This is a genomic window from Burkholderia sp. Ap-955 (assembly GCF_011753045.1).
Classification (GTDB): domain Bacteria; phylum Pseudomonadota; class Gammaproteobacteria; order Burkholderiales; family Burkholderiaceae; genus Burkholderia; species Burkholderia lata_D.
In genome coordinates, this window is sequence record NZ_VWWH01000068.1 from 16938 (window position 1) to 41374 (window position 24437).

At 66.2% G+C, this 24437-nt stretch carries 25 protein-coding genes; 2 read left to right on the top strand and 23 right to left on the bottom strand.

Annotation, left to right across the window (positions count from 1 at the left end; genetic code table 11):
- Positions 1-27: 27 nt before the first annotated feature.
- The 13 genes from F3J15_RS27485 to ndk all read right to left on the bottom strand — a co-directional run bounded on the left by F3J15_RS27485 (position 28) and on the right by ndk (position 13243).
- Positions 28-219: a DUF2065 domain-containing protein gene (locus F3J15_RS27485; RefSeq protein ID WP_011352254.1), complete on the bottom strand. Its 192-nt coding sequence runs from the start codon at positions 217-219 to the stop codon at positions 28-30.
- 37 nt (positions 220-256) lie between these two features.
- On the bottom strand, positions 257-1156 hold the full coding sequence (locus tag F3J15_RS27490) for a protease modulator HflC (RefSeq protein WP_166895146.1): 900 nt from the start codon (positions 1154-1156) through the stop codon (positions 257-259).
- A gap of 15 nt (positions 1157-1171) precedes the next feature.
- The gene (gene hflK, locus F3J15_RS27495; RefSeq protein ID WP_166895148.1) at positions 1172-2512 is read right to left on the bottom strand and encodes an FtsH protease activity modulator HflK; all 1341 of its coding nucleotides are present in this window, start codon (positions 2510-2512) and stop codon (positions 1172-1174) included.
- 47 nt (positions 2513-2559) lie between these two features.
- On the bottom strand, positions 2560-3735 hold the full coding sequence (hflX, locus tag F3J15_RS27500) for a GTPase HflX (RefSeq protein ID WP_174946413.1): 1176 nt from the start codon (positions 3733-3735) through the stop codon (positions 2560-2562).
- A gap of 72 nt (positions 3736-3807) precedes the next feature.
- Positions 3808-4047, bottom strand: coding sequence for an RNA chaperone Hfq (hfq, locus tag F3J15_RS27505; RefSeq protein WP_006399927.1), 240 nt, complete (start codon positions 4045-4047; stop codon positions 3808-3810).
- A gap of 154 nt (positions 4048-4201) precedes the next feature.
- Complete coding sequence (gene der / locus F3J15_RS27510) at positions 4202-5539, bottom strand: ribosome biogenesis GTPase Der (RefSeq protein ID WP_046197066.1); 1338 nt, start codon at positions 5537-5539, stop codon at positions 4202-4204.
- 247 nt (positions 5540-5786) lie between these two features.
- Complete coding sequence (gene bamB, locus F3J15_RS27520) at positions 5787-6932, bottom strand: outer membrane protein assembly factor BamB (protein ID WP_069248102.1); 1146 nt, start codon at positions 6930-6932, stop codon at positions 5787-5789.
- Positions 6933-6973: 41 nt separating this feature from the next.
- Positions 6974-7603, bottom strand: coding sequence for a tetratricopeptide repeat protein (locus F3J15_RS27525; RefSeq protein WP_039360256.1), 630 nt, complete (start codon positions 7601-7603; stop codon positions 6974-6976).
- A 55-nt stretch (positions 7604-7658) separates the two neighbouring features.
- A complete protein-coding gene (gene hisS, locus F3J15_RS27530; protein ID WP_039360260.1) occupies positions 7659-8999 on the bottom strand; it encodes a histidine--tRNA ligase in 1341 nt (446 codons plus the stop codon).
- A 16-nt stretch (positions 9000-9015) separates the two neighbouring features.
- Positions 9016-10320: a flavodoxin-dependent (E)-4-hydroxy-3-methylbut-2-enyl-diphosphate synthase gene (gene ispG / locus F3J15_RS27535; protein WP_089484071.1), complete on the bottom strand. Its 1305-nt coding sequence runs from the start codon at positions 10318-10320 to the stop codon at positions 9016-9018.
- Positions 10321-10432: 112 nt separating this feature from the next.
- The gene (locus tag F3J15_RS27540) at positions 10433-11458 is read right to left on the bottom strand and encodes a helix-turn-helix domain-containing protein (protein ID WP_166895150.1); all 1026 of its coding nucleotides are present in this window, start codon (positions 11456-11458) and stop codon (positions 10433-10435) included.
- A gap of 164 nt (positions 11459-11622) precedes the next feature.
- The gene (rlmN, locus tag F3J15_RS27545) at positions 11623-12762 is read right to left on the bottom strand and encodes a 23S rRNA (adenine(2503)-C(2))-methyltransferase RlmN (protein WP_069248105.1); all 1140 of its coding nucleotides are present in this window, start codon (positions 12760-12762) and stop codon (positions 11623-11625) included.
- Positions 12763-12817: 55 nt separating this feature from the next.
- Complete coding sequence (ndk, locus tag F3J15_RS27550; RefSeq protein ID WP_006478674.1) at positions 12818-13243, bottom strand: nucleoside-diphosphate kinase; 426 nt, start codon at positions 13241-13243, stop codon at positions 12818-12820.
- 249 nt (positions 13244-13492) lie between these two features.
- Here ndk and F3J15_RS27555 point away from each other — a divergent pair, with 249 nt between their 5' ends.
- Complete coding sequence (locus tag F3J15_RS27555) at positions 13493-14191, top strand: Bax inhibitor-1/YccA family protein (protein ID WP_006761414.1); 699 nt, start codon at positions 13493-13495, stop codon at positions 14189-14191.
- Positions 14192-14254: 63 nt separating this feature from the next.
- Here F3J15_RS27555 and rlmD read toward each other — a convergent pair whose 3' ends face one another.
- The gene (gene rlmD / locus F3J15_RS27560; RefSeq protein ID WP_083265946.1) at positions 14255-15652 is read right to left on the bottom strand and encodes a 23S rRNA (uracil(1939)-C(5))-methyltransferase RlmD; all 1398 of its coding nucleotides are present in this window, start codon (positions 15650-15652) and stop codon (positions 14255-14257) included.
- A gap of 215 nt (positions 15653-15867) precedes the next feature.
- On the opposite strand from rlmD, the gene F3J15_RS27565 reads away from it, so the two are divergent.
- Entirely contained in the window at positions 15868-16722 is an 855-nt protein-coding gene (locus F3J15_RS27565) for an endonuclease/exonuclease/phosphatase family protein (RefSeq protein ID WP_166895152.1), read from the top strand.
- Positions 16723-16755: 33 nt separating this feature from the next.
- Here F3J15_RS27565 and F3J15_RS27570 read toward each other — a convergent pair whose 3' ends face one another.
- The 9 genes from F3J15_RS27570 to F3J15_RS27610 form a co-directional block, all read right to left on the bottom strand.
- Positions 16756-17532, bottom strand: a complete 777-nt coding sequence (locus tag F3J15_RS27570; protein ID WP_039360281.1) for a 3'-5' exonuclease — start codon at positions 17530-17532, stop codon at positions 16756-16758.
- A gap of 3 nt (positions 17533-17535) precedes the next feature.
- On the bottom strand, positions 17536-18624 hold the full coding sequence (rpoS, locus tag F3J15_RS27575; RefSeq protein ID WP_069248109.1) for an RNA polymerase sigma factor RpoS: 1089 nt from the start codon (positions 18622-18624) through the stop codon (positions 17536-17538).
- Between the two features lie 11 nt (positions 18625-18635).
- Positions 18636-19523: a peptidoglycan DD-metalloendopeptidase family protein gene (locus tag F3J15_RS27580; protein ID WP_069248110.1), complete on the bottom strand. Its 888-nt coding sequence runs from the start codon at positions 19521-19523 to the stop codon at positions 18636-18638.
- Between the two features lie 5 nt (positions 19524-19528).
- Positions 19529-20461 carry a protein-L-isoaspartate(D-aspartate) O-methyltransferase gene (locus tag F3J15_RS27585; RefSeq protein ID WP_166895154.1) on the bottom strand — a complete coding sequence of 311 codons (933 nt, stop codon included), beginning with the start codon at positions 20459-20461 and terminating at the stop codon, positions 19529-19531.
- Positions 20458-21219, bottom strand: a complete 762-nt coding sequence (gene surE / locus F3J15_RS27590; protein WP_166895156.1) for a 5'/3'-nucleotidase SurE — start codon at positions 21217-21219, stop codon at positions 20458-20460. The genes F3J15_RS27585 and surE overlap by 4 nt, the downstream gene beginning before the upstream one ends.
- Before the next feature lie 222 nt (positions 21220-21441).
- Positions 21442-22647 (bottom strand): CaiB/BaiF CoA-transferase family protein, encoded by a 1206-nt coding sequence (locus F3J15_RS27595; protein WP_166895158.1) that lies wholly within the window; start codon positions 22645-22647, stop codon positions 21442-21444.
- A 48-nt stretch (positions 22648-22695) separates the two neighbouring features.
- Positions 22696-23292: a recombination mediator RecR gene (recR, locus tag F3J15_RS27600; RefSeq protein WP_006478665.1), complete on the bottom strand. Its 597-nt coding sequence runs from the start codon at positions 23290-23292 to the stop codon at positions 22696-22698.
- A 31-nt stretch (positions 23293-23323) separates the two neighbouring features.
- Positions 23324-23650 (bottom strand): YbaB/EbfC family nucleoid-associated protein, encoded by a 327-nt coding sequence (locus F3J15_RS27605; protein ID WP_006482124.1) that lies wholly within the window; start codon positions 23648-23650, stop codon positions 23324-23326.
- 92 nt (positions 23651-23742) lie between these two features.
- On the bottom strand, positions 23743-24437 hold a 695-nt coding region (locus F3J15_RS27610; RefSeq protein ID WP_275692406.1), incomplete at its 5' end, for a DNA polymerase III subunit gamma/tau C-terminal domain-containing protein.

The following is a 24437-nucleotide window of genomic DNA, read 5'->3' on the forward strand; positions in this document are numbered from 1 at the left end:
GGATAAGCCGGCTGGATCAGGTCCCGGTCAGGTGGCGAGCAGCAGCAGTATGAGCCCGAGCACCATCACGATCAGCCCGCCGATCCGGATATGATGCGGCGGCCGCTCAGCTATTCTACGAAACGTGTCGCGCCAGGCGACGGGAAACACGAAGGGGAACGCCCCCTCGATGATCAGCATCAGCGCTACTGCGAGCAACAACGAGCCAGCCAGGTCCATGCGAGCGACGGCGCCGCTCGACGCGGCGCCCCAAAGGTCAGTGTTTGCGGGGAGCAGGCGCCGCCGGTGCGGCACCGCCCGTCGGGCTGCGCATGAAGCGGAAGAACTCGCTGTCGGGATCGACGACGATGATGTCGTTGCGCTTGAACGTGTTCCGGTAAGCCTGCAGGCTCGCGTAGAACTGGTAGAACTGCGGATCGCGGCCGAACGCGTCGGCGGCAATCGTCGCGGCCTTCGCGTCGCCCTCGCCCTTGATCGTCTGCGCGGACTTGTACGCGTTCGCGAGCACGGCCTGCTGCTCGCGTTCGGCGTCGGCCTTGATCTGCTCGACGTCGGCCGCGCCTTGCGCACGCACCTGCGCCGCCTGATCGCGCAGCGCGCCGATCATCCGCTGATAGACGGCGTCGGTCTGAGCGGCCGGCAAGTCGACACGCGTCAGCTGGACGTCAACGACGTCGACGCCGAAACCGGACGCCTTCGCCTTCACTTCGTCACGTGCCGAATCGGCGATCGCACGCTGGCCGCCGAGCGCGTCGTCGAGCGCACGCTTGCCGAACGCGTCGCCGAGTGCGCTCTTCAGCGCGCCGGCGAGACGGTCGCCGGCTGCCGACGGGTCTCCGCCCGTCGTCGTGAAGTACTTCATCGGATCGCTGATCCGGTACTTCACCGCGTAAGCGACGAGCAGGTCGTGCTTGTCTTCGGTTGCCAGTTGCAGCGGATCCGACGACTCGAGCGATTGCAGGCGCGTGTCGATCAGCGTGGCCGTCTGCAGCGGCGGCGGCAACTTGAAATGGATGCCGGGGCCCGCCAGCTCGGGCTGCGCGCCGTCACGGCCCGACAGCACGGCCGTGTGGCGCGGATCGACGGTAAGGACGGTCGACGATGCCGCGAAGGCAACGATCACGATTGCGACGACGAGCGCAATGATTCGGTTCATGTTCTGCGCTCCCCGTTACTTCGTATCGTCTTCGCGCGACCGGCTGCGAAACGCTTCGCGCGATCGCAGCACGTCGTTGCCCGACGCGGCCGCGGCCGACGCCGCACTCGCGGGTGCCGCTGCTGCCGGCGCGACGGCCGCCGGTGCCGACGCCGCATCGGGCGCGGATGCGCCGGTGGACGCCGCGGCGTTTTGCCGCCCCTGCTCGACGAGCTTGTCGAGCGGCAGATACACGACGCTGTTGCCGCCCTTGTTGCCGACGAACACCTTCGTCGAATTCGAATAGATTTCCTGCATCGTCTCGAGATACATCCGCTCGCGGATCACCGCGGGCGCCTTCGAGTACTGCGCATAGACCTGCTTGAAGCGGTCGGCATCGCCTTCGGCTTCCGTGACAACGCGATCGGCATACGCCTTCGCTTCGTCGACGAGCTTCGCCGCATCGCCCTGCGCCTTCGGCAGCAGATCGTTTGCATAGGCTTGCGCCGCACGCTTCGCGGCCTCGCGCTCGTCGCGCGCCTTCGCGACTTCACCGTAGGCGGCCTGCGTCTGCTCGGGCGCCGCAACGCTCTGCATCGTGACGGCCGTCACCTCGAGCCCCGACTGGTAGCGATCGAGATCGCGCTGGATCGCGGCGGAGAGCTGCCCACGCAGCGCGTCGCGGTCCTGGTTCAGCACGTCGGCCGCGCTGCGCGTGCCGACGATCGCACGTACCGCGGCCTGGGCGGCCTGCGAGACGCTGCGCTCGGGATCGACACTGCGGAACAGGTAATCGGTCGCGGAACGGATGCGGTACTGGACGATGAAGCGCACGTCGACGATATCGGCATCGCGCGTCAGCATCGCCGCTTCCTTCACGTTCGCAAGACGCACGACGTTGTTGCGGCCGATCTCGATCGAGCGGACCTGCGACGTATCGACGATTTCGTGCGACGCGAACGGATACGGCGCGCGCCAGTGCACGCCCTGGCCGACCGTGCCCGACAGCTTGCCGAGCTGGAGCACGACGCCCGTCTGCCCTTCCTGCACGACGAACAGCCCGCTGCCCGCGTAGACCGCGACCAGCACGCCGATCACGATGCCGACGCCGACGCGCGCGGCTCGCCCGTTGTCAGGACGGAAGCCGTTGCCGCCCTTGCCGCCGAACAGGCCGTTCAGGCGCCGGTTGAAGTTGCGCCACATCTCGTCGAGATCGGGCGGACCATCGCCGTCGCCGCCTTGCGGACGCTTCGATTCGTTCAGGCGGGGACGGGATCCGTCTTTGCCATTGCCTTCGCCGCGTCCCCAGCGGGGATCGTTGATCGACAGCAAGGCGCGCATCCGCCGCCAGGTACTCCGCTCGTTGTATTCGTTCACCAGAGTTTGTTCACCAGATTAGACGCCGACGAACCGGCCGGGACCGGTTAGCGCCCGTGTTCGGAAATCGTGTGGTCTTCGTGTGGTTCAGCGGGGGCGCCGTCGAGCGCGCCGTTGGGTAACGTCGCGCTGGAAAGGTGTTCCGCGGAGGCGATTTCGGCGATGGCGGCACGCAACGCGTCAAGACCCTGACCGGTGCGCGCGCTCAAAAAGACGCGCGAAATATTACCATACTCGTCCCGCTCGACCGCGTCGCCGCGGGCCGCCAGCTCAGGCACGGCGTCGATCTTGTTGAACACCAGCACCTGGCGGATCGTGTCCGCGCCGATCTCGTGCAGCACACCATTGACCTGCTCGATCTGTTCAAGCCTGACCGCGCTCGACGCATCGACCACGTGCAGCAGCAGATCCGCGTGGATCGTTTCCTCGAGGGTCGCGCGGAATGCGGCGACCAGCTGGTGAGGCAGCTCGCGGATGAACCCGACCGTATCCGACACGACGATCTGGCCGACCTCGTCGCCGAGGTACACGCGCCGCGACGTCGTATCGAGCGTGGCGAACAGCTGGTCGGCCGCATAGGCCTGCGCTTTCGTCAGCGCGTTGAACAACGTCGACTTGCCCGCGTTCGTATAGCCGACGAGCGACACCGACATCGTGCCGCTGCGCGCGCGCTGGCGGCGTTGCGTGCTGTGTTGCCGGCGCAGCCGGTCGAGCCGCGACTTCAGCATCTTGATGCGTTCGCCGATCAGCCGGCGGTCGGTTTCGAGCTGGGTTTCACCCGGGCCGCGCAGGCCGATACCACCCTTCTGCCGTTCAAGGTGGGTCCACGCGCGAATGAGCCGCGTCGACAGGTACTGAAGCTGCGCGAGTTCGACCTGCAGCTTGCCTTCGTGACTGCGGGCACGCTGTGCAAAGATGTCGAGGATGAGGCTGGTGCGATCGACCACGCGCCTGTTAAGTGCCTGCTCCAGATTACGTTGCTGGGCGGGCGCCAATGCGTGGTTGAAGATGACGATTTCGACGTTGTGCGCGTCGCAGGCGAGCCGGAGTTCTTCGGCTTTGCCGCTGCCGATGAACATCTTGGCATCGGGACTGGAACGACGACCCGTGAGGGTGACTGCGGGACGGGCCCCCGCGCTGGAGGCGAGAAGACTGAGTTCTTCGAGACTGGCTTCGAAATCGGTCTTGCCGAAATCGATGCCGACGAGCGCTGCGTTGATCAAATTTTCAGGTGTCAAGATAAGGCGGCTGGCATCGGTCGCTCGCGGCGACCGGATGCCGGCCGCTGCGATAGGTTAGGACGAGGCTTCCGCGTCCGGGTGGAAATTCACCGGGCGCGCCGGCACGACCGTCGAGATGGCGTGCTTGTACACCATCTGGGTCACCGTATTACGGAGCAACACGACGTACTGGTCGAACGATTCAATGTTCCCTTGAAGCTTGATGCCGTTGACGAGGTAGATCGAAACGGGAACGTGCTCTTTGCGCAGTGCGTTCAAAAACGGGTCTTGTAACAATTGCCCTTTGTTGCTCATGGCGTACTCCATCTTTTTTTGCAGGTTGATCTGGATTGGCGGCGAAGAAAAAGAGATCCGGCGCCAATCGCTACACTATAGCCGATTTTGTCTGGCCCGCCGGGGGCATAGGCCTTGCGGCCAACCCCTTGCGTGACGCGTGTAACAGACGTCTTCAGCTCTTGTCCGCGTACGGATTGTTCGACGAACGGAACTCTATGCGCAATGGAGTCCCAGTCAGCGAGAAAGTTTCGCGGAACCGGTTTTCCAGGTAACGCTTGTACGTTTCCGTCACGGCGTCGAGCGCGTTACCGTGGATGACGATGATCGGCGGATTCTGGCCGCCCTGGTGCGCGTAGCGCAGCTTCGGACGCACCGGGCCACGACGGCGCGGCTGCTGGAACTCGACCGCCTCGATCAGCGCGCGCGTAAGCTTCGGCGTCGGCAGCTTCGCCATCGCCGCCGCGTATGCGTCGTCGACCGAGCGCATCAGCGTGCCGATGCCCGTCTTCTTCGTGGCCGAAATGAAGTGCGATTTCGCGAAGTCGAGGAATTTCAGCTTGCGGGTCAAATCCGCTTTCGCGCGATCGCGCGCATGCTCGTCGAGCCCGTCCCATTTGTTGACGCCGATCACGAGCGCGCGGCCCTGTTCGACGACGAAGCCGGCGATATGTGCGTCCTGGTCGGAAATGTCCTGCTGCGCATCCAGCAGAAGAATGACCACGTTCGCGTCGGAGATCGACTGCAGCGTCTTCACGACCGAGAACTTCTCGATCGCTTCGAACACCTTGCCGCGGCGGCGCAGGCCGGCCGTGTCGATCAGCGTGTATTTCTTGCCGTTACGCTCGAAGTCGACGTAGATCGAATCGCGCGTCGTGCCCGGCATGTCGAACGCGATCACGCGATCCTCGCCGATCAGCGCGTTCACGAGCGTCGACTTGCCGACGTTCGGGCGGCCGACGATCGCGATCTTGATGCCGCGCGAAGGATCGTTCTCGTCCTCTTCCTCCGGACGGTCCGCATACGCGACGTCCAGCGCCTCGTTGATCATGTCGGTGACGCCGTCACCGTGCGCAGCCGAGATCGCACGCGGATCGCCGAGCCCGAGCTCGTAGAAGTCCGTCGCGACCGCCGTGTACTTCATCCCCTCGGCCTTGTTGACGACGAGGAAGATCGGCCGGCCGGTCTTGCGCAGGTAGTCGGCGATCGACTTGTCCTGCGGCGCGAGCCCGTTACGGCCGTCGACGATGAACACGACGACGTCGGCTTCCTCGACCGCCTGCCGCGTCTGGCGGGCCATTTCGTGCAGGATGCCGTCCTTCGCGACGGGCTCGAAGCCGCCCGTGTCGACGACCAGGTACGGCCGCTCGCCGACGCGCCCTTCGCCGTAATGGCGATCGCGCGTCAGGCCCGGCAAGTCGGCGACCAGCGCATCGCGCGAGCGCGTGAGCCGGTTGAACAGCGTGGATTTCCCCACATTGGGGCGCCCAACGAGGGCAATGACCGGTTTCATCTGTGTTTTCTACGGTGAAGCGCAGCAGCGGGAGGCCCGCTGCTGCGGGCGGCTGCGCTGAATGAAAATATCACGAATTCGCGCCGCGCCGGATGCGCGCGCCTGGCGCGCGTCGCGCGCCGTCGTCTTTCGTCTCGAACTGCCTTTCAAATACCGAGCGGCCGGGAGCACCGGCCGCCTTCAAGTCGCGCGGCCGCGGCGCGCGGGACAAGCCCGTCGCGCCACGGCCGCGCATGTTTCCTGCGCGTCAGCGCGGACGGAATCCGTACAGGCCGCCGTCCTTCGTCTGCACGACGAGCGTATTGCCCGCGAGGACCGGCGCCGCCGTAATCGCGCTGCCGTCGGTCTTCATCCGTGCGATGAAGCTGCCGTCTTCGCGCGACAGGAAGTGCACGAAGCCCTTGTAATCGCCCATCACGACCGCGTGCCCGAGCAGATACGGCACGCCGACGTCACGGCTCTTCAGCTTGTCGTTGCGCCACAGCTGGTTGCCCGTGGCCGCGTCGTACGCAGTGACGACCGACCAGTCGTCGCCGCCGGCGACCACCGAATCGTCCTGCGCGAGGCCGCTACGGCTCGAGAACGGCTTTTCCCACAGCGGGCGGCCCGAGTTCGCATCGAAGCAGCCAAGCTGACCCTGGAACGTCACCGCGCAGGCTTCCGCGCCCACGAGCGTCGGCGGACCGCTGACGTCGTTGATGCGCTCGACCTCGGTCACACCCTTCGGGAACGACACCGGCGTCTGCCAGAACGGCTCGCCCGTCTGCAGATTGATCGCGACCAGCCCGCCGCCCGGGAAGCCCGCCAGCACCGCCGCGTCACCCGCAAACGTCATGCCGGCCGACACGCGCAGGTTCAGCGGCACCGCGCGGTTGCGGTAGTTCCACTTCTGCTCGCCCGTCTGCGCGTTGAACGCGATCACCTGGCCGTCGATCGTGCGGACGACCACGAGGCCGTTGCCCACGAGCGGCGGCGAGAAGATCTCGCCCTGCACGGTGGTCTTCCACAGTTGCTTGCCGTCCGGACCCAGCACGAACACGCCGCCCTTCAACGCACCGACCGCGGTCAGGTTACCGTCGCTGCCGACACCGGCCGACAGGTCGGAGCCAACCTTCGCGCGCCAGAGCGTCTGGCCCGTCTTCGCGTCGATCTTCTCGACCGAACCGTTTTCGCCCGCCGCGTAGACGGCGTCACCCACGGCCACCGGCGAGAACAGGTAGCGTCCGCCCTTGCCGACGCTCGCCTTCCAGACCTGTTGCACGTCCATCACGGGCTTGAACTCGGTGAGCGGCGTCGGCACGCGGCGCGCATCCTTCGACGACGAGCAAGCCGCCAGTGCGAGGACAGCCGCCGCGCAGGCAACGGGCACAGCGTAACGTTTCAGCAAATTCATCGGTTAGCGAAGCAGAGTTAAGAGGTTGAGGGGACCGGGGTTCAGCCGCCGAGCGCGTCCAGCTTGAACTGCACGAGCTGACGCGCGGACTGGTCGTCCTTCGACAGGCCGTCGAGCGCGAGCTTGTAAGCTGCGCGCGCATCGTCGGTCTTGCCTTGCGCGGCAAGCAGATCGCCGCGGCGATCGGCCACGAGGCCCTTGAATGCATCGACCGGCGTACCCGACAGCAGCGCGAGGCCCGCATCGTACGCCTTCTCGTCGAGCAGCAGCGACGCGAGACGCAGCTTCGCGATCTGCTTGTACTCGTCATCCTTGGCGTGATCGACGGCCCATTGCAGCTGCGCCTTCGCACCGGCCGAGTCGCCGGCTGCGTACAGCGTCTTCGCAGCGGAGAGTGCAGTCATCTGCGCATACGGCGTGCTGCCGAACTTGTCTTCCATGTCGGCGGCCGCGCGAGCGATCGTCGCCTTGTCGTTCGCGGCGGCGGCCTTCTGGACCTGTTCGTACAGCCCGGACGCCTCGGCAGCCTGACGGCGCTGCCAGTAGTTCCAGCCGTTGAAACCGGCCGCGACGACGAGCGCCGCGAGCACGATCCACGTGGTGAGGTTGCCCCAGCGGGCCCACCACGCCTTGACACTTTCAATCGATTCTTGTTCGTCGTGATAACTCATCGGCGAGCGATTCCTTCCTGTTCAGGCTTTTCTTGTCGAGCGGATGCCAGCGCGATCAGTCGTCGCCGTCTTCGGCGGATGCAACCATCGCATTGATTAGGAATTCGGTCAAGCCTTCGACCGGTACGGTCTGCTGAACGTTCTTTTCCCCGTCTCCGCCCGCACCGCGCAGCGCTTTCACACCCACCGTGCCGTTTGCAACCTCTTCTTCACCGAAGATCACCGCGAACGCGGCGCCGCTTGCGTCGGCCCGCTTCATCTGCGACTTGAAGCTCGCCGGCGCGCCGTCGGCGCTGCAGTGGAAGATCACGTCGAGGCCCGTGTCGCGCAGGCGCTCGGCCGCGATGAACGCCTGTTCACGCGCGGTCTCGCCCTGGTGCACGACGTACACGTCGACGCCTTCCTGCTCGGGTGCGAGATCCTCTTCCTTCAGCAGCTCGAGGATCCGCTCGATGCCCATCGCCCAGCCGCACGCGGCGGTCGGCTTGCCACCGAGTTGCTCGATCAGCGGATCGTAGCGGCCACCGGCTGCGACCGTGCCCTGCGCGCCGAGCTTGTCGGTCACCCACTCGAACACGGTCAGGTTGTAGTAGTCCAGGCCACGCACGAGACGCGGGTTGATCTTGAACGGAATGTTGTTCGCGAGCAGCAGGCGCTGCAGCCCTTCGAAATGCGCGCGCGATTCGTCGCCGAGGAAGTCGATCAGCTTCGGCGCGTTCTGCGCGATTTCCTGCAGCGCGGGGTTCTTCGTGTCGAGCACGCGCAGCGGGTTCGTATACAGGCGGCGCTTCGCATCCTCGTCGAGCACGTCGGCGAACTGCTCGAGGTACTTGATCAGTTCGACACGATGCGCGGCACGCTCTTCGGCGAGGCCGAGCGAGTTGATCTCGAGCTTGATGCCGGTCAGGCCGAGGTCGTCCCACAGGCGCTGGCACATCATGATGATCTCGGCGTCCGCGTCAGGGCCCGCGAAGCCGAGCGCCTCGACGCCGACCTGGTGGAACTGGCGATAGCGGCCGCGCTGCGGACGCTCGTGACGGAACATCGGGCCGATGTACCACAGGCGCTTCGGGCCGTCGTACAGCATGTTGTGCTCGATCGACGCGCGCACGACGGCCGCGGTATTTTCCGGGCGCATCGTCAGGTTCTCGCCGTTCAGCGCGTCGGTGAAGCTGTACATTTCTTTTTCGACGATGTCGGTGACCTCGCCGATGCCGCGCGTGAAGAGTTGCGTGTGCTCGACGATCGGCGTGCGGATGTTCTGGTAACCGTAGGCGCGCAGCAGCGATTTCACCGTAGCTTCGAAGAACTCCCAAAGGCCGGCATCCTGCGGAAGGATGTCGTTCATGCCCTTGACGCCGGTGAGCTTCTCGATCTTGCGTTTTTGTTCAGTCATCGTGTGTGTGGACGAATTAGTTCGTGGCCTCAGCGCGGCCGTAGTTGCGTTCGACGTAGTCGCTGACGATCTGCTGGAATTCCTCGGCGATCCGCTCGCCGCGCAGCGTCTTGACCTTCTCGCCGTCGATGAAGACAGGCGCGGCCGGGTTCTCGCCCGAGCCCGGCAGGCTGATGCCGATGTTCGCGTGCTTCGATTCGCCCGGGCCGTTGACGATGCAGCCCATCACCGCGACGTTCATTTTCTCGACGCCCGGATACGCCTTGCGCCAGACCGGCATCTGTTCGCGCAGGTAGGTCTGGATCTGCATCGCGAGTTCCTGGAACAGCGTGCTCGTCGTACGGCCGCAGCCCGGGCACGCGATCACCATCGGTGCGAACGAGCGCAGGCCCATCGTCTGCAGGATTTCCTGGCCGACGATCACTTCGCCCGTGCGCGGCGCGCCCGGTTCCGGCGTCAGCGAGATGCGGATCGTGTCGCCGATCCCTTCCTGCAGCAGCACGCCGAGTGCAGCCGTCGACGCGACGATGCCCTTCGAGCCCATGCCGGCCTCGGTCAGCCCGAGGTGCAGCGCGAAGCCGCAGCGGCGGCCAAGCTCACGGTATACGGCGATCAGGTCCTGCACGCCGCTGACCTTGCACGACAGCACGATGCGGTCGCGGCCGAGGCCCAGTTCGACCGCACGCTCGGCCGAGCCGATCGCCGACTGGATCAGCGCCTCGTACATCACGCTTTGCGCATCCCACGGCTGCGCACGCGCGCCGTTCTCGTCCATCATGCGTGCGAGCAGGTCCTGGTCGAGGCTGCCCCAGTTCACGCCGATCCGCACCGCCTTGTCGTACTTGGCAGCCGCCTCGATCATCAGCGCGAACTGCGTGTCGCGCTTCGCGCCCTGGCCGACATTGCCCGGGTTGATCCGGTACTTCGACAGCGACTCGGCACAGCCCGGGTAGTCACGCAGCAGCAGGTGGCCGTTGTAGTGGAAATCGCCGACGAGCGGCACGGTTACGCCCATGCGGTCGAGCTGCTCGCGGATGGCCGGCACGGCGGCCGCGGCCTCGGGCGTGTTGACCGTGATGCGCACCAGTTCGGAGCCCGCGTTCGCGAGTTCCTTGATCTGGATTGCCGTGCCGATCGCGTCGGCCGTGTCGGTATTCGTCATCGACTGCACGCGCACCGGCGCGTCGCCGCCGATCGTCACGAGCTGCCCGCCCCAGCGGACATCCACCGCATGCGATACACGGCGCGGCTGGTGCCCGCCGAACACCGGCTCGGTTGAACAAATCTGACTGCTGCGTGGGGATTGAGCTTCGGATTGCATCGATAGATCCATTTACGCGGAATGCGCCGCGACGCGGCGCATGAATTGAAAAAGCGCCGTGCCCTCACGGCCTGCCGATATCGACGACAGGCCTTCGCCACGGCGCTTGACGTCAGGGCAACGTGAACCGCGCCACATTACCCCGCGCTGCCGAATATTTTGCCGGATCGACAGGTTTTCCGTCGAACGCGATCGCGTCGAGGCCCGCCTTGTTGCCGATCGTGACCTTGAACGGGCCGTCGCCGGCGACCTGCTTCGCCTCGCCGCCGTGCACCAGCCCGGAGAACAGCTCCTTGCCGCTCTTGTCGCGCACGCTGAACCAGCTGTCCTGCTTGACCTTCAGTTCGATCATCGACTGGCCAGCCGCCACCGCGACGCTCGTCGGCTGGGCCGGCGCGGCGGCACTGGCCGCCGTCGTTGCCACGACGGGCTGCGATGCGGCTGCCGTCACGACCGGCGCCACGGGCGCAGGCGCCGGAGCAGCCGATGCAACTGCCGGTGCCGGGGCTGCAGACGCAACAGCCGGGGCCGGAACCTCATTCGCGATTCCGGCAGACGCACCGCTCGAGGCCGCCTCTTCGACGGAAGACGACGATGCCGCCGGCGTGCTCGCGGCCGACGCATGCTCGGCATCGCCGCTCTTGAAGCGCGCGAGCAGGCTCGACGAATCGCCGCCAGTGTGCCACATCAGTACGGCTACCACCGCGACGACGACGATCCCCGTGCCCCAGAGCCACGGGTGATGCCGCGACGACCCGCCCAGCGGAATCGACACGCGGCCACGCGGCAGATCCGTGCCCGACGACGCGGGCATCGACAGGTCGACTTCCGGCACGCCGCGCTCGCGGCGCAACGCCTGCGCGAACGGCTCCGGATCGACGCCGAGCATCTTCGCGTAGCTGCGCACGACACCGAGCGCGAACGTCACGCCGGGCAAATGGCTGATGTCACCGGCCTCGAGTGCCCGAAGCTTCTGCGGTGCGACCTTGAGTCGCGCCGACACGTCGTCGACGGTCCAACCCCTTGTCTCCCGAAGCTGCGCCAGTCGGCTGCCGACTGCCGCAAGCGATTCCAACCCTGCCGGTGCCGGCTTCGCGCCATTCGTCTCTGCGCCGTTAGACGGCTGCGGCTCACTCATCCTTGTCCTCGCGTCGATTCTTCTTCACTGGCGGCCGCCGCCGGTTCCCGCCGGCCGGCACCCGCAACTGTCCTAACCATGCGCGACGCCGAGGCGCCGCGACCGATCGCTATTCGCGTGTTGTACCGCTCAAAGGCCCTAGCATCCCCGGCTAGGCGTCCCTGTCAAATCGCCCGAACTTCGATGATTTTTCCTGCTGCGCCCGTCCGTTCCGCGAGGCGCGTGCGATCCTTCACCGCGCCGGCCAGCTGGCCGCACGCGGCATCGATGTCGTCACCGCGCGTCTTGCGCACGGTCGTGACGACACCCGCGTCGATGAGGACCTGTGCAAAGCGCTTGATCTGCTCCGGTTTCGAGCGGATGAGGCCCGATTCCGGAAACGGATTGAACGGGATCAGATTGAACTTGCACGGCACGTCGCGTGTGACGGCCAGCAGTTCGCGTGCATGCGCTTCGGTGTCGTTGACGCCGTCCAGCATGCAGTATTCGAAAGTGATGAAGTCGCGCGGCGCGACTTTCAGATAACGCTGGCAAGCCGCCATCAGCTCGCGCAGCGGATACTTCTTGTTGAGCGGCACCAGCTCGTCGCGCAGCGGATCGTTCGGTGCGTGCAGCGAAACGGCCAGCGCGACTGGCAGCTCGGCGCCGAGGCGGTCCATCATCGGCACCACGCCGGACGTCGACAGCGTGACGCGGCGGCGCGACAGGCCGTACGCGTTGTCGTCGAGCATCAGCCGCATCGCCGGCACGACCGCGCTGTAATTCAGCAGCGGCTCGCCCATGCCCATCATCACGACGTTGGTGACGACCCGTTCGGCCTTGCCGTTCGGACCGGGCGCGCGGCCCAGTGACGCTCGCAATGCAAATTCGGCCATCCGGAGCTGGCCGATGATTTCAGCTGTCGACAGGTTGCGGGAAAAGCCCTGCTTGCCCGTCGAACAGAAGCGGCAGTTGACCGCACACCCGGCCTGCGACGACACGCACAGCGTGCCGCGCGTCTCTTCCGGGATGAACACGGTTTCAACCGCATTGCCGTTTCCGACGTCGATCAGCCACTTGCGCGTGCCGTCGGTGGAAACGTGATCGCTGGCGATCTCGGGCATGCCGATCGACGCGCGGCCCTTGAGTTTTTCTCTCAAGGACTTCGCGAGATCGGTCATGCCGTCGAAGTCGCCAGCGTTGTACTGGTGGATCCAGCGCTGCAACTGCTTGGCGCGGAACGGCTTCTCGCCGAGGCTGCCGCAGTACGCGACAAGACCCTCGGCATCGAAGTCGAGAAGATTGACGGAAGTTTCGCTCGTCATGATGTGCTGCCTTGCCGCGTGCGCTGAATCCTGCCTACTTGCTGCCAGCCAGGGCTTAGCGCGAGTAAACGTTCATTTCCGGGAAGAAGAACGCGATTTCGACCGCTGCCGTTTCAGCAGCGTCCGAGCCGTGCACGGCGTTCGCGTCGATGCTGTCGGCGAAGTCGGCGCGGATCGTGCCCTTTTCCGCCTTCTTCGGATCCGTCGCGCCCATCAGGTCGCGGTTCTTCAGGATCGCGCCTTCACCTTCCAGAACCTGGATCATCACCGGGCCCGAGATCATGAAATCGACGAGGTCCTTGAAGAACGGACGTGCTGCGTGAACCGCGTAGAACTTCTCTGCGTCAGCACGCGACAGGTGCGCCATGCGCGATGCGACGATCTTCAGGCCGGCGCCTTCGAAACGGCTGTAGATCTGGCCGATCACGTTCTTTGCCACCGCATCCGGCTTGATGATCGACAGGGTGCGCTCGATTGCCATAAAAACTCCAAAAAATTAAGAAGTTACAGGTTCAAATGAATCCGCTATTGTAGCACGATCCCGTGTATCATTGCGATTGAACCCTTACACACGTGAAAGGTTCCGAATCCATATGTTTTGTGCCGCCTGGCCATTGAAACCTCCCGGCACGGAACGTATCTTAGCCATAGCTGCTCCGGTTTGCTGCGCCGCACACCGCGTGTGCCGAACCGGCCCCGGACGCCCACGCGTTCAATGTTAGGAGAAACCATGAACGACTATCCGTACAATTTCGGCCGCGGCGGTTCCGTCAGCACCGCCGAGGTTCGCAACCGCGTGCTGCGGAACACGTACTGGCTGCTCGCGCTGTCGATGGTGCCGACCGTGCTGGGCGCCTGGGTCGGCGTCGCGACGGGCTTCTCGCTGTTCGCGGCCACGAGCCCGATGATGAGCCTGCTCGCGTTCTTCGCGATCGCATTCGGCTTCATGTTCGCGATCGAGCGGACCAAAAACAGCGCGGCCGGCGTGTTCGTGCTGCTCGGCTTCACGTTCTTCATGGGCCTGATGCTGTCGCGGCTGCTGAGCTTCATCCTCGGTTTCTCGAACGGCCCGTCGCTGATCATGCTCGCGTTCGGCGGCACCGGCATCATCTTCGCCGCGATGGCGACGATCGCCACCGTCAGCAAGCGCGACTTCTCGGGGCTCGGCAAGTGGCTGTTCATGGGCGTGATCGTGATCCTGCTCGCATCGGTCGCGAACATCTTCCTGCAACTCCCGGCGCTGATGCTCACCGTGTCGGTGCTCGCGATCGCGATCTTCTCCGCCTACATGCTGTTCGACGTCCAGCGCGTCGTGAACGGCGGCGAAACGAACTACATCTCGGCCACGCTCGCGATCTACCTCGACCTATACAACGTGTTCACGAACCTGCTCGCGCTGCTCGGCATCTTCGGCGGCAACCGCAACTGACGTTCGCTACACACCATGAAAAAACCGGCCCGCGGGCCGGTTTTTTTACGTCCGCCGCCGGGCTCAGTCGCGCTCGAACAGCGCGATCGATTCGACGTGCGACGTATTCGGGAACATGTTCACGACACCGGCGCCCTTCAGGCGGTAGCCGGCCTCGTGCACGAGCAGGCCCGCGTCGCGCGCCAGCGTCGACGGGTTGCACGACACGTAGACGATACGCTTCGGCAACGGGCCTTCGCCGCTCTGCGCGATCTCGGCCAGCGCCTTCGACACCGCGAGCGCGCCTTCGCGCGGCGGATCGATCAGGAACTTGTCGAATGCGCCGAGCGCACGCATGTCGTCGCCCGTCACTTCGAACAGGTTCCGGCATGCGAACGTCGTGTGGCCGTCGACACCGTTCTCGCGCGCATTCGCCAGCGCGCGCGTCGTCAGCGTATCGCTGCCTTCGATGCCCATCACCTCGCGCGACAGCCGCGCGAGCGGCAGCGTGAAGTTGCCGATCCCGCAGAACAGGTCGAGCACGCGGTCATCGCGCGACGGCGCGAGCAGGCGCAGCGCGCGGCCCACCAGCACGCGGTTGATCTGATGGTTGACCTGCGTGAAGTCGGTCGGCTTGAACGGCATGCGGATGCCGAATTCCGGCAGCGTGTAGTCGAGCGACACGTCAAGCGGATAGAACGGCGTCACCGTGTCCGGCCCTTTCGGCTGCAGCCAGAACTGCACCTTGTGCTCGTCAGCGAACGCGCGCAGCAGCGCTTCGTCGTCCGCATTGATCGGCTCCAGCACGCGCAGCACGAGCGCCGTGACTTCCGAACCGACCGCGAGCTCGATCTGCGGCATCCGATCGCGGATCGACAGCCCCTCGACCAGCCGGCGCAGCGGCACGAGCATCGCCGACACGTGCGGCGGCAGCACTTCGCAGCTCGTCATGTCGGCGACGTAGCTGCTCTTCTTCTCGTGGAACCCGACCAGCACGCCGCCCTTCTTCGCGACGTTGCGCACGGTCAGGCGCGCGCGGTAGCGATAGCCCCACGACGGGCCGTGAATCGGCGCGAACATCGTTTCCGCGCGCAGCTTCGCCAGGTGCCACAGGTTGTCTTCGAGCACGCGCTGCTTGACCGCCACCTGCGCCCGCATGTCGAGATGCTGCATCGAGCAGCCGCCGCAGGTACCGAAGAACGCGCATTTAGGCTTCGTGCGCATCACGCTCGGGCGCAGAATGTCGACGACCGTCGCTTGCTCGTAGCTCGGCTTGCGGCGGAAGCTCGAATAGGTCACACGCTCGCCCGGCAGCGCACCCTCGACGAAGATGACCTTGCCCGGCTCGCCGTCCTCGGTGATCGTGCGGCCGACACCGCGCGCTTCCATGTCGAGCGATTCGATCTCGAGAACCGGGGCGATTCCGGGCGCGACGGGCGCGTTTCTTGATTTGCGCGCAGAAGTGGGGACGGCTTCGGACACCAGCTTTTCCTGACAAACGTTGAAGAAGGCGAGATTGTAGACGACGCAGGCCCGCATCGCCCGCTTTGCATGCGCCAAGGGTCGATACTTAAGCATAGACGGCCCGGCATTGCGCCGAAGCAGCCGGACAGGCGGCCCCGAGAGACCGGCGGCCGCGTGGCCCGTGGCGCCGGAGCGGCCCTGGGCCGGAGATCCGCCAAACAGGAGATTCGACCATGCAACTGATCGACTGGAACATCCAATGGGGTCGGGACGCGGACGGCGGCGTCGATCTGTCACGCACCGTCGCGGCGATCCGCGCGCTCGGCGACTTCGACGTGCTGTGCCTGCAGGAAGTCACGCGCGGCTTTGGCGCACTGCCCGGCCGGCCCGGCGCCGACCAGTTTGCCGAACTCGCGGCGCTGCTGCCCGGATATACGATCGTCGAAGCGATCGGCGCCGACCTGCCGGCCATCGAGCCGGGCGCACCCCGCCGCCAGTTCGGCAACGCAATCGCGACCCGGCTGCCGGTCGGGCGCGTGCTCCGCCAGTTGCTGCCGTGGCCGGCCGACGCCGGCGCGCCGTCGATGCCGCGCGTCGCGCTCGACGTCGAGTTGCAGACGCCTGTCGGGCCACTGCGGGTAGTCACCACGCATCTGGAATATTATTCGGCGCGCCAGCGGCGCGCCCAGGTCGACGCATTGCGCGACCGGCACCGCGAGGCCTGCGCGCACGCGGCACGACCGGCACCCGCCGAAACCGCCGAGGGGCCGTTCAGCGCGACCGGCCAGCCATGCGATGCGATCATCTGCGGCGACTTCAACAGCGCGTTCGGCAGCGAGGCCTATTGCCGACTCCTGGAGCCGATCCCGGACGCGCCGCGCTTCATCGACGCCTGGGTCGCTCGGCACCCAGGTCGCGTGCCACCGCCGACGGCGGGTGTCTACGATACGGTGCAATGGTCGGATGGGCCGCTCGCGTGCGACTTCGTGTTCGTGACCGATACGCTGCTGCCGCGCATCACGCGCTGCGAGATCGACGGCGACGTGCGGGCGTCCGATCACCAGCCGGTGCTGCTCGAACTGGCATGATCGCCCCACCGGCCGCGGTGCACGTCGCCCGCGCTATGCGTCGAAACCGGCCAGGTATTCGGCCCAGTGCGACGCAGGCTCCTGTGCAAGCGAGTTCTTCACGAGCAGGATCTCGTCCGCATACTCGCTCGGCGTCAGGCCGCCGCGCATCAACTGGAACCGGCAATACAACAGGTAGGTATTGACGACGTCGGTTTCGCAATAGTTGCGGATTTCCTCGATCCGCCCAGCCTGGAACGCCGGCCACACCTGGCTGCCGTCCATCCCGAGCTTGCCCGGAAAACCGCACATCTTCGCGAGCGCGTCGAGCGGCGCGTTCGCACGCGCCTGATACATCGCGAGCACATCCATCAGGTCGGTATGCCGCGAGTGGTAGCGCGAGATGTAGTTGTTCCACTTGAAATCGCGGTCGTCCTCGCCGAGATCCCAGTAGCGGCTGGCGGGGATGCCGTGCACGAGCGCGCGGTAATGGAGCACCGGCAGATCGAAGCCGCCGCCGTTCCACGACACGAGCTGCGGCGTGTATTTCTCGATCACGCGGTAGAACGACTGGATCAGCGTCGCTTCGTTGTCCTGCGGCGTGCCGAGCGAGCGCACGCGAAAACCGTTGTTGTCGCGGAACACGCACGAAATCGCCGCGATGCGTTGCAGGTGGTGCGGCAGGAAATCGCCGCCGGTCTTCTCGCGGCGGGCGGCGAACGCATGTTCGGCCACCGCGGCATCGTCGAGTGTCGCGGGCAGATCTTCCAGACGGCGAATGCCGTCGACATCGGGAATCGTCTCGATGTCAAAAACAAGAATCGGAGTCATCGGTTACAGAACGGCGTCCTTGCGCACGCCGTTGGAGGCGAAAAACCGCTTGAGGCGCACCAGCGCTTCCTGCTGGATCTGGCGCACGCGCTCGCGCGTGAGCCCCATCTCGTCGGCCAGCTCTTCGAGCGTTGCCGGTTCGATGTGGTTCAGGCCGAAGCGACGCTCGATCACATGCCGATGCTTGTCGGACAGCCGCGACAGCCACGCGCGCGTCAGCGTCTCGAGCTCGCGGTGCTGAACCTCCGCGTCGGGCGACTGGCTCTGGTCGTCGGGCAGCAGGTCGAGCAAGCTGCTCGCGGGATCGAGGTCGAGCGGCGCGTCGAGCGACGCCGTGTGCTCGTTGAGCGCGAGGATGTCGGTGACTTCCTCGGCGGTCTTGCCGGTGAGATAGGCGATGTCGTCGATGCTGGCTTCGCGGCGCTCGGCCGCTTCACCCGTCGACATCGAGTTCTTTTCGAGGTGACGCTTCGCGCGCAGCACCTGGTTCAGTTCGCGGATCACGTGCACCGGCAGGCGCACCGTGCGGGCCTGATTCATGATCGCGCGCTCGATGCTCTGCCGGATCCACCACGTCGCGTAGGTCGAGAAACGGAAACCGCGCGTCGGGTCGAATTTCTCGATTGCATGCATCAGGCCGAGGTTGCCTTCCTCGATCAGGTCGAGCAGCGGCACGCCACGGTTCAGATACCCCTTCGCGATGCTGACGACGAGGCGCAGGTTGCGCTCGATCATCACCTGCCGCGCCTCGAATTCGCCGGCCTTGGCCAGACGCGAATAGCGCTGCTCTTCCTCGACGGTGAGCAGCGGCTTCACGCTGATGCGGTTCAGGTAATGCTGGATCGTGTCGGCCGTGAGCTCGGCCTGCAGCATCGTGCGGAAATCGTCGACGTCGGGCACCGCCTCGGCGCGGCCTTCGCGCTCGTCGTCGCCACCGTCCGCTTCAGAGTCGCGTGCCTCGAGGTCACGCTCGTTGTCCGCGACGTCGTCTTCGTCGTCCGTCGAAGCACCAGCTCGCCCCACCGATGCTTGCGTGGCTCGACTGATTTTCTCAGATTCGGCTTGCGGCTCGTGGCGCTTCGATTTCGGCATGGTCGTCTCGGTTATTGAGGCGGCAAATACTTCAGCGGATCGACAGGTTTACCCTGCCGGCGAACCTCGAAATGCAGCATCACGCGGTCGGAATCGCTGTTCCCCATCTCGGCGATCTTCTGCCCCTTCGTTACCGCATCCCCCTCTTTTACCATCAAAGCGCGATTGTGTGCATACGCCGTGAGGTAAGTTGCATCGTGCTTGATGATAATGAGGTTGCCGTAGCCGCGCAGGCCATTGCCGGAGTAGACGACGCGACCGTCGGCCGCCGCTTTCACGGTCTCGCCGGCCGACCCGCCGATATTGACGCCCTTGTTCTTCGCATCATCGAAACCGTTCAGCACGGGACCGCGCGCGGGCCATGCGAACGTCACGGGGCCGCTCGGCGCGGCTGCCGTATCGCTCGATGCGGCGGCCGCGGCAGGCGGCGTCGCGACCGACGACGACGTACCGGCGGCCGGCGTTGCCGGGCCGCTGCTGAGCGGCGCGGTCGCAACGGCGGCGCCCGCGATCGGCGCGGCGACCTGCGTGCCCGCAACGGCGGCACCGGCCTGCGGCGAAACACGCAGCAGCTGGTCGACTTCAATCTGATTCGGGTTCGCCAGGTTGTTCCACGCGGCGATGTCGCGATAGTTCTGCCCGTTTTCGAGTGCGATCCGGTACAGCGTGTCGCCCGGCTTCACCCGGTAGTAACCCGGTGGCGCGGGGGGAAGCGGCGCCGCGGGCTGTGCGGTGCCGGTCGTGCCGAGCGAACCGGAGCGATCGACGACGGGCGCGTTGTCGAGCCGCGTCGCACAGGCGGCCAGAAGCGTGGAGAACGCAGCTACGCAGATCGCCCGCTGGGCGAGCGTGAGCGGTTCCCTGGAACGGTTGTTTTGCATCGCGCGCAACATACTCATCGGTTTCAAATTACTCCGGATTTTAAAGGGACAAAGAAAACGCGATCAAGCCGTGACTCTCGCCATTGCGCGTGCGCGACGCGCTCGACGAGCGTGAGCACCTGGTGCTGCCCGCTCTGCGCGCCGACCGGCGCGACGAGCCGCCCGCCGATCGCGAGCTGCTCGAGCAGCGCCTGCGGCACGTCGAGCCCCGCTGCCGCAATCACGATCGCGTCGAACGGGGCCGCGGACGGCAGGCCGACACGCCCGTCGCCGTAGTGCAGACGGATGTTCGGCACGCGCAGCGGCCGCAGGTTCAGCTTCGCGCGCTCGTAGAGCGGCTTGATGCGTTCAATCGAATACACGTCGCGTGCCACGTGGCTCAGCACGGCGGCCTGATAGCCGCAGCCCGTGCCGATCTCGAGGACGCGCTCGAGCGTGCGGCCGGCCATCGCGAGCTCGATCATGCGCGCGACGACCGACGGCTTTGAAATGGTCTGCTGGTGGCCGATCGGCAACGCCGAATCCTCGTAAGCCTGCGTCGCGAGCCCCGGATCCACGAACATGTGTCGCGGCACCGCGGCCATCGCTTCCAGCACGCGCGCGTCGGTCACACCGTTCGCGCGCAGCCGTTCGACCATCCGTTCGCGCACACGTTCCGACGTAAGCGCGAACGCGCCGGCCGGCGCGATGCTCGGCGCGGCCGGCTTCGGCATCGCGGGCTTCAGTGCGGTCGGTTTCGGTGCGGTCGCCGGCTTCGCGGCGGCGGAGCCGGGCAATGCCGATCGCGTCGCAGCCGGCTTCACCGCAACCGGTTTCAGCACGGCTGCAGGTTTGTCGGCGGCCTTCGCCACCGCAACCGCCGCATGGCGTTCACCGGCCCGACCTTCCGACTTGCGTGGCGCTCGCTTGAGATCTTCGAGCGCGAGCGGGAACCGCTTCGCGCGCTCGCCGCTCATGAAGCCCGCCCTCCGGCGCGCGCCCATTCGCGCGTCGCGGGCAGCATCTGCGTATGCGTGAGGTCCAGCTGCAGCGGCGTGATCGACACGAAACCGTTTGCCACTGCGTGAAAATCGGTGCCGTCGCTGGCGTCCAGCGCTTCACCCGCCGCGCCGATCCAGTAGATCGGTTCGCCGCGCGGGTCGGTCTGGCGGATCACCGGCTGCGACGGATGACGCTTGCCGAGGCGCGTGACCTTCCAGCCTTTCAGTTCGTCGTACGGCAAGTTCGGAATATTGACGTTGAGCAGCGGCTGGCCCGGCAGCGGATGCGCGAGAAAGTGCTCGACGATTTCCGCGGCGACGCGCGCGGCGTCCGCCAGATGGGCCCAGCCCTTGTCGACCAGCGAGAATGCGATGGCCGGCACGCCGAACATGATGCCTTCGGTGGCGGCCGCAACTGTCCCCGAATAGAGCGTATCTTCGCCCATGTTCTGGCCGTTGTTGATCCCGGAAACGACGAGGTCCGGCCTGGTGTCGACCATCCCCGTCAACGCGACGTGCACCGAATCGGTCGGCGTGCCGTTCACGTAGAAGAAACCCGTACTCGCCGCGCGCTGCACCGACAGCGGCCGCGACAGCGTGAGGGAATTCGACGCGCCGCTGCAGTTCTGCTCGGGCGCGATCACCGTGAGCTCGGCCAGCGGCTGCAGCGCGTCGCTGAGCGCGGCGAGACCGGGGGCGAGATAGCCGTCGTCGTTGCTGAGTAGGATTCGCATCCGGCGATTGTAACCGAGGAAAGATGGCGCGAGAGCGACAGTCCGGCGACTGCGGATGGGCGGCTGCGGGCACCCGGACACGCTGCGCCGCCGCGTTGCGGTGCGGCGTTCCGCGTGCTCAGGAAAACACCGCGCCGCCCCGGGTTTTCCCCCGCCAACGGAGCGCCCCTGGGGAATGCGCCGTTCCGGGAGCCCGGCGCGAAGCGACAGGCTCGAGGGTGCTCAAATCGCGCCCGCGTCTCGCAGTGCGGCAATCGCCGGCGCATCGTAGCCGAGGCCGCGCAGCACCTCGTCCGTATGCTCGCCGAGTTCGGGCCCGAGCCAGCGCGTTTCGCCCGGCGTGTCGGACAGCTTCGGCGTGATGTTCGGCAGCGGAATGTCGGTGCCGTCGGCCAGCTTGAAGCGCTGGATCATCTGCCGCGCGATGAACTGCGGATCGGCGAACATGTCGGCGGCGCTGTAGATGCGCCCGGCCGGCACGTCGGCCGCGTTGAGCACGACGAGTGCTTCTTCGATCGTGCGCGGCGCGAGCCACGCGGCAATCGCATCGTCGATCTCCTGCGTGCGCGGCACGCGCCCGTCGTTTTGCGCGAGCGCGGGATCGTCGGCGAGGTCGTCGCGCTCGATCGCCTTCATCAGCCGCTTGAAGATCGGGTCGCTGTTGCCGCCGATCACGATGCTGCCGTCGCGGCACGCATACGTATTCGACGGCACGATGCCCGGCAGCGACGCGCCGGTGCGCTCGCGCACCATCCCGTACACGCCGTATTCGGGCACCACGCTTTCCATCATGTTGAAGACGGCTTCATACAGTGCTACGTCGACCACCTGCCCCGCACCGCCGTTGACCTTGCGGTGATGCAGCGCCATCAGCGCGCCGATCACGCCGTGCAGCGCGGCGATCGAATCGCCGATCGAGATGCCGATGCGCGGCGGCGGCAGTTCGGGATAGCCGGTGATGTGACGCAGCCCGCCCATCGATTCGGCGATCGCGCCGAAGCCGGGCCGGTCGCGGTACGGGCCGGTCTGCCCGTAACCGGACAGGCGCACCATCACGAGGCCCGGATTCTCGGCCGACAGCACGTCGTAGCCGAGCCCGAGCTTTTCGAGCAGGCCCGGGCGGAAATTCTCGATCACGATGTCGGCCTCGCGCGCGAGTTGCCGCGCGATCGCCTTGCCGGCGTCGGCCTTCAGGTTGAGCGTGACCGATTTCTTGTTGCGCGCCTGGACGGACCACCACAGCGACGTGCCGCCCTGCTCCGGATGGAGCTTGCGCCACTTGCGCAGCGGGTCGCCGCCGTTCGGATCCTCGATCTTGATCACTTCCGCGCCGAATTCGGCGAACAGCCGCGACGCGAACGGTCCCGCGATCAGCGTTCCGAATTCGAGCACTTTGACGCCCGCGAGCGGGCCCTGGCTGGTGCTCATGTGTCTCCCTAGCATGAGGAACGGCGCCGCCGGCCGGCGGCGCCCGGCTTACATCGTGCGGCGGTCGAGCATCGCGCGGGCGATGGTGCCCGCGTCGACGTATTCGAGCTCGCCGCCCACCGGCACGCCGCGCGCGAGGCGCGTGACCGCGAGCCCGCGCGCCTTCAGCGTCTGGCCGAGGTAGTGCGCGGTGGCTTCGCCCTCGTTCGTGAAGTTGGTCGCGAGCACGACTTCCTTGACGACACCGTCGGACGCGCGCCGCACGAGGCGGTCGAAATGGATTTCCTTCGGGCCGATCCCGTCGAGCGGGCTCAGCCGGCCCATCAGCACGAAATACAGCCCGCGGTAAGTCATCGTCTGCTCGAGCATGATCTGGTCGGCAGGCGTCTCGACGACGCACAGCAGCGTCGGATCACGCTCCTCGTCGCTGCAGACCTCGCAGATCTGCGCTTCGGTGAACGTGTTGCACTTCTCGCAGTGCTGCAGGTGCTCGGTCGCGAACAGCAGCGACCGGCCGAGCCGCTCCGCGCCCTCCCGATCGTGCTGCATCAGGTGGACCGCCATGCGCTGGGCGGATTTCGGCCCGACGCCGGGCAGCACGCGCAACGCTTCGACGAGCGCGGACAGGGCGGACGGCTGTTTCATACGGCAGCAAAAAGTGACACGGACGCTGCGCTCAGAACGGCAGCTTGAAACCCGGGGGCAGCGGCAGGCCCGACGTCATGCCGCTCATCTTTTCCTGCGACGTCGCTTCGGCCTTGCGCACGGCGTCGTTGAACGCAGCCGCGACGAGATCCTCGAGCATGTCCTTGTCGTCCGCGAGCAGGCTCGGGTCGATCGACACGCGACGCACTTCGTTGCGGCACGTCATCGTCACCTTGACGAGGCCGGCGCCCGACTGCCCTTCGACTTCGATCAGCGCAAGCTGCTCCTGCATCTTCTTCATGTTTTCCTGCATTTGCTGCGCTTGCTTCATCAGACCGGCGAGGTTGCCTTTCAACATGGGAATACTCCTTCTTGATCGTGTGAAAACCGGCACGCGGCGCGTGCCGGCCAATGTGTGGGCGTGATTGTGCCTGTCGCGGGGCGCTCAGTTCAATGCAGCGTCGGCGGCGGGCCGTCCGGCGCCGCATCGGCGAGCGGGCGCACCGAACCCTCGACGATGCGCGCACCGAAGTCGCGCACGAGCTGCTGGACGAACGGATCGCCGTGAATCTCCTGCTCGGCCTCGCGCTGGCGCGCCGCGCGCGCGGCCGCATCGAGCGCCGCCGCCGTACGCCGTGCGGGCCCGACTTCGACGGCCACCTCGACCGGCTTGCCGAGCGCATCGGCCAGCGCGGCCTTCAGCTTCGCCACCTGCGCGGCGTCCGCATATTGCGGCACCGGCACGGAAAGTTTCAACGTCGTCGCATCGACGGCCGTCAGTTCGCTGTTGAACGCGAGCTGGTACGCGACGCCCTTGAGCGGCAGCCGCGCGGCCAACGCCGGCCATTCGCCGTCGAAGCCGACCGGATCGAGTGCGATCGCGGGCGGCAACGGACGCGTGTCGACCGGTGCGGACGGACGGGTTTCCGCCGGCCTCGGCGTGACGCGCACGTCGTCGGGGCCGCTGTCGAACACCGGCACGAAGCCGTCGTCGGGCGGGCCGCCGAACATCTCGTCGGCGCTGAGCGGCACGTAGTCGTCCGGCGGGATGTCCTCCCACGGCGGCGTGGCCTGGCGCGAATCGGCCGCCTGCGGCGCACGGGCCGCAGCGCGCGGCGGCGGCACCTGTACGGCAGCGGGACGCG

Excerpts from the sequence above, each read along its gene's own strand:
- surE (WP_166895156.1), bottom strand. The coding sequence starts at position 21,219 with ATGCGAATCCTACTCAGCAACGACGACGGCTATCTCGCCCCCGGTCTC.
- hisS (WP_039360260.1), bottom strand. The coding sequence starts at position 8,999 with ATGACTGAACAAAAACGCAAGATCGAGAAGCTCACCGGCGTCAAGGGC.
- ndk (WP_006478674.1), bottom strand. The coding sequence starts at position 13,243 with ATGGCAATCGAGCGCACCCTGTCGATCATCAAGCCGGATGCGGTGGCA.
- F3J15_RS27605 (WP_006482124.1), bottom strand. The coding sequence starts at position 23,650 with ATGTTGAAAGGCAACCTCGCCGGTCTGATGAAGCAAGCGCAGCAAATG.
- F3J15_RS27570 (WP_039360281.1), bottom strand. The coding sequence starts at position 17,532 with ATGACTCCGATTCTTGTTTTTGACATCGAGACGATTCCCGATGTCGAC.
- recR (WP_006478665.1), bottom strand. The coding sequence starts at position 23,292 with ATGAAACAGCCGTCCGCCCTGTCCGCGCTCGTCGAAGCGTTGCGCGTG.
- F3J15_RS27525 (WP_039360256.1), bottom strand. The coding sequence starts at position 7,603 with ATGAGTTATCACGACGAACAAGAATCGATTGAAAGTGTCAAGGCGTGG.
- F3J15_RS27595 (WP_166895158.1), bottom strand. The coding sequence starts at position 22,647 with ATGAGCACCAGCCAGGGCCCGCTCGCGGGCGTCAAAGTGCTCGAATTC.
- F3J15_RS27580 (WP_069248110.1), bottom strand. The coding sequence starts at position 19,523 with ATGAGTATGTTGCGCGCGATGCAAAACAACCGTTCCAGGGAACCGCTC.
- F3J15_RS27555 (WP_006761414.1), top strand. The coding sequence starts at position 13,493 with ATGAACGACTATCCGTACAATTTCGGCCGCGGCGGTTCCGTCAGCACC.
- ispG (WP_089484071.1), bottom strand. The coding sequence starts at position 10,320 with ATGCAATCCGAAGCTCAATCCCCACGCAGCAGTCAGATTTGTTCAACC.
- F3J15_RS27585 (WP_166895154.1), bottom strand. The coding sequence starts at position 20,461 with ATGAGCGGCGAGCGCGCGAAGCGGTTCCCGCTCGCGCTCGAAGATCTC.
- rpoS (WP_069248109.1), bottom strand. The coding sequence starts at position 18,624 with ATGCCGAAATCGAAGCGCCACGAGCCGCAAGCCGAATCTGAGAAAATC.
- F3J15_RS27565 (WP_166895152.1), top strand. The coding sequence starts at position 15,868 with ATGCAACTGATCGACTGGAACATCCAATGGGGTCGGGACGCGGACGGC.
- der (WP_046197066.1), bottom strand. The coding sequence starts at position 5,539 with ATGAAACCGGTCATTGCCCTCGTTGGGCGCCCCAATGTGGGGAAATCC.
- bamB (WP_069248102.1), bottom strand. The coding sequence starts at position 6,932 with ATGAATTTGCTGAAACGTTACGCTGTGCCCGTTGCCTGCGCGGCGGCT.
- F3J15_RS27490 (WP_166895146.1), bottom strand. The coding sequence starts at position 1,156 with ATGAACCGAATCATTGCGCTCGTCGTCGCAATCGTGATCGTTGCCTTC.
- F3J15_RS27485 (WP_011352254.1), bottom strand. The coding sequence starts at position 219 with ATGGACCTGGCTGGCTCGTTGTTGCTCGCAGTAGCGCTGATGCTGATC.
- rlmN (WP_069248105.1), bottom strand. The coding sequence starts at position 12,762 with ATGACGAGCGAAACTTCCGTCAATCTTCTCGACTTCGATGCCGAGGGT.
- hfq (WP_006399927.1), bottom strand. The coding sequence starts at position 4,047 with ATGAGCAACAAAGGGCAATTGTTACAAGACCCGTTTTTGAACGCACTG.
- F3J15_RS27540 (WP_166895150.1), bottom strand. The coding sequence starts at position 11,458 with ATGAGTGAGCCGCAGCCGTCTAACGGCGCAGAGACGAATGGCGCGAAG.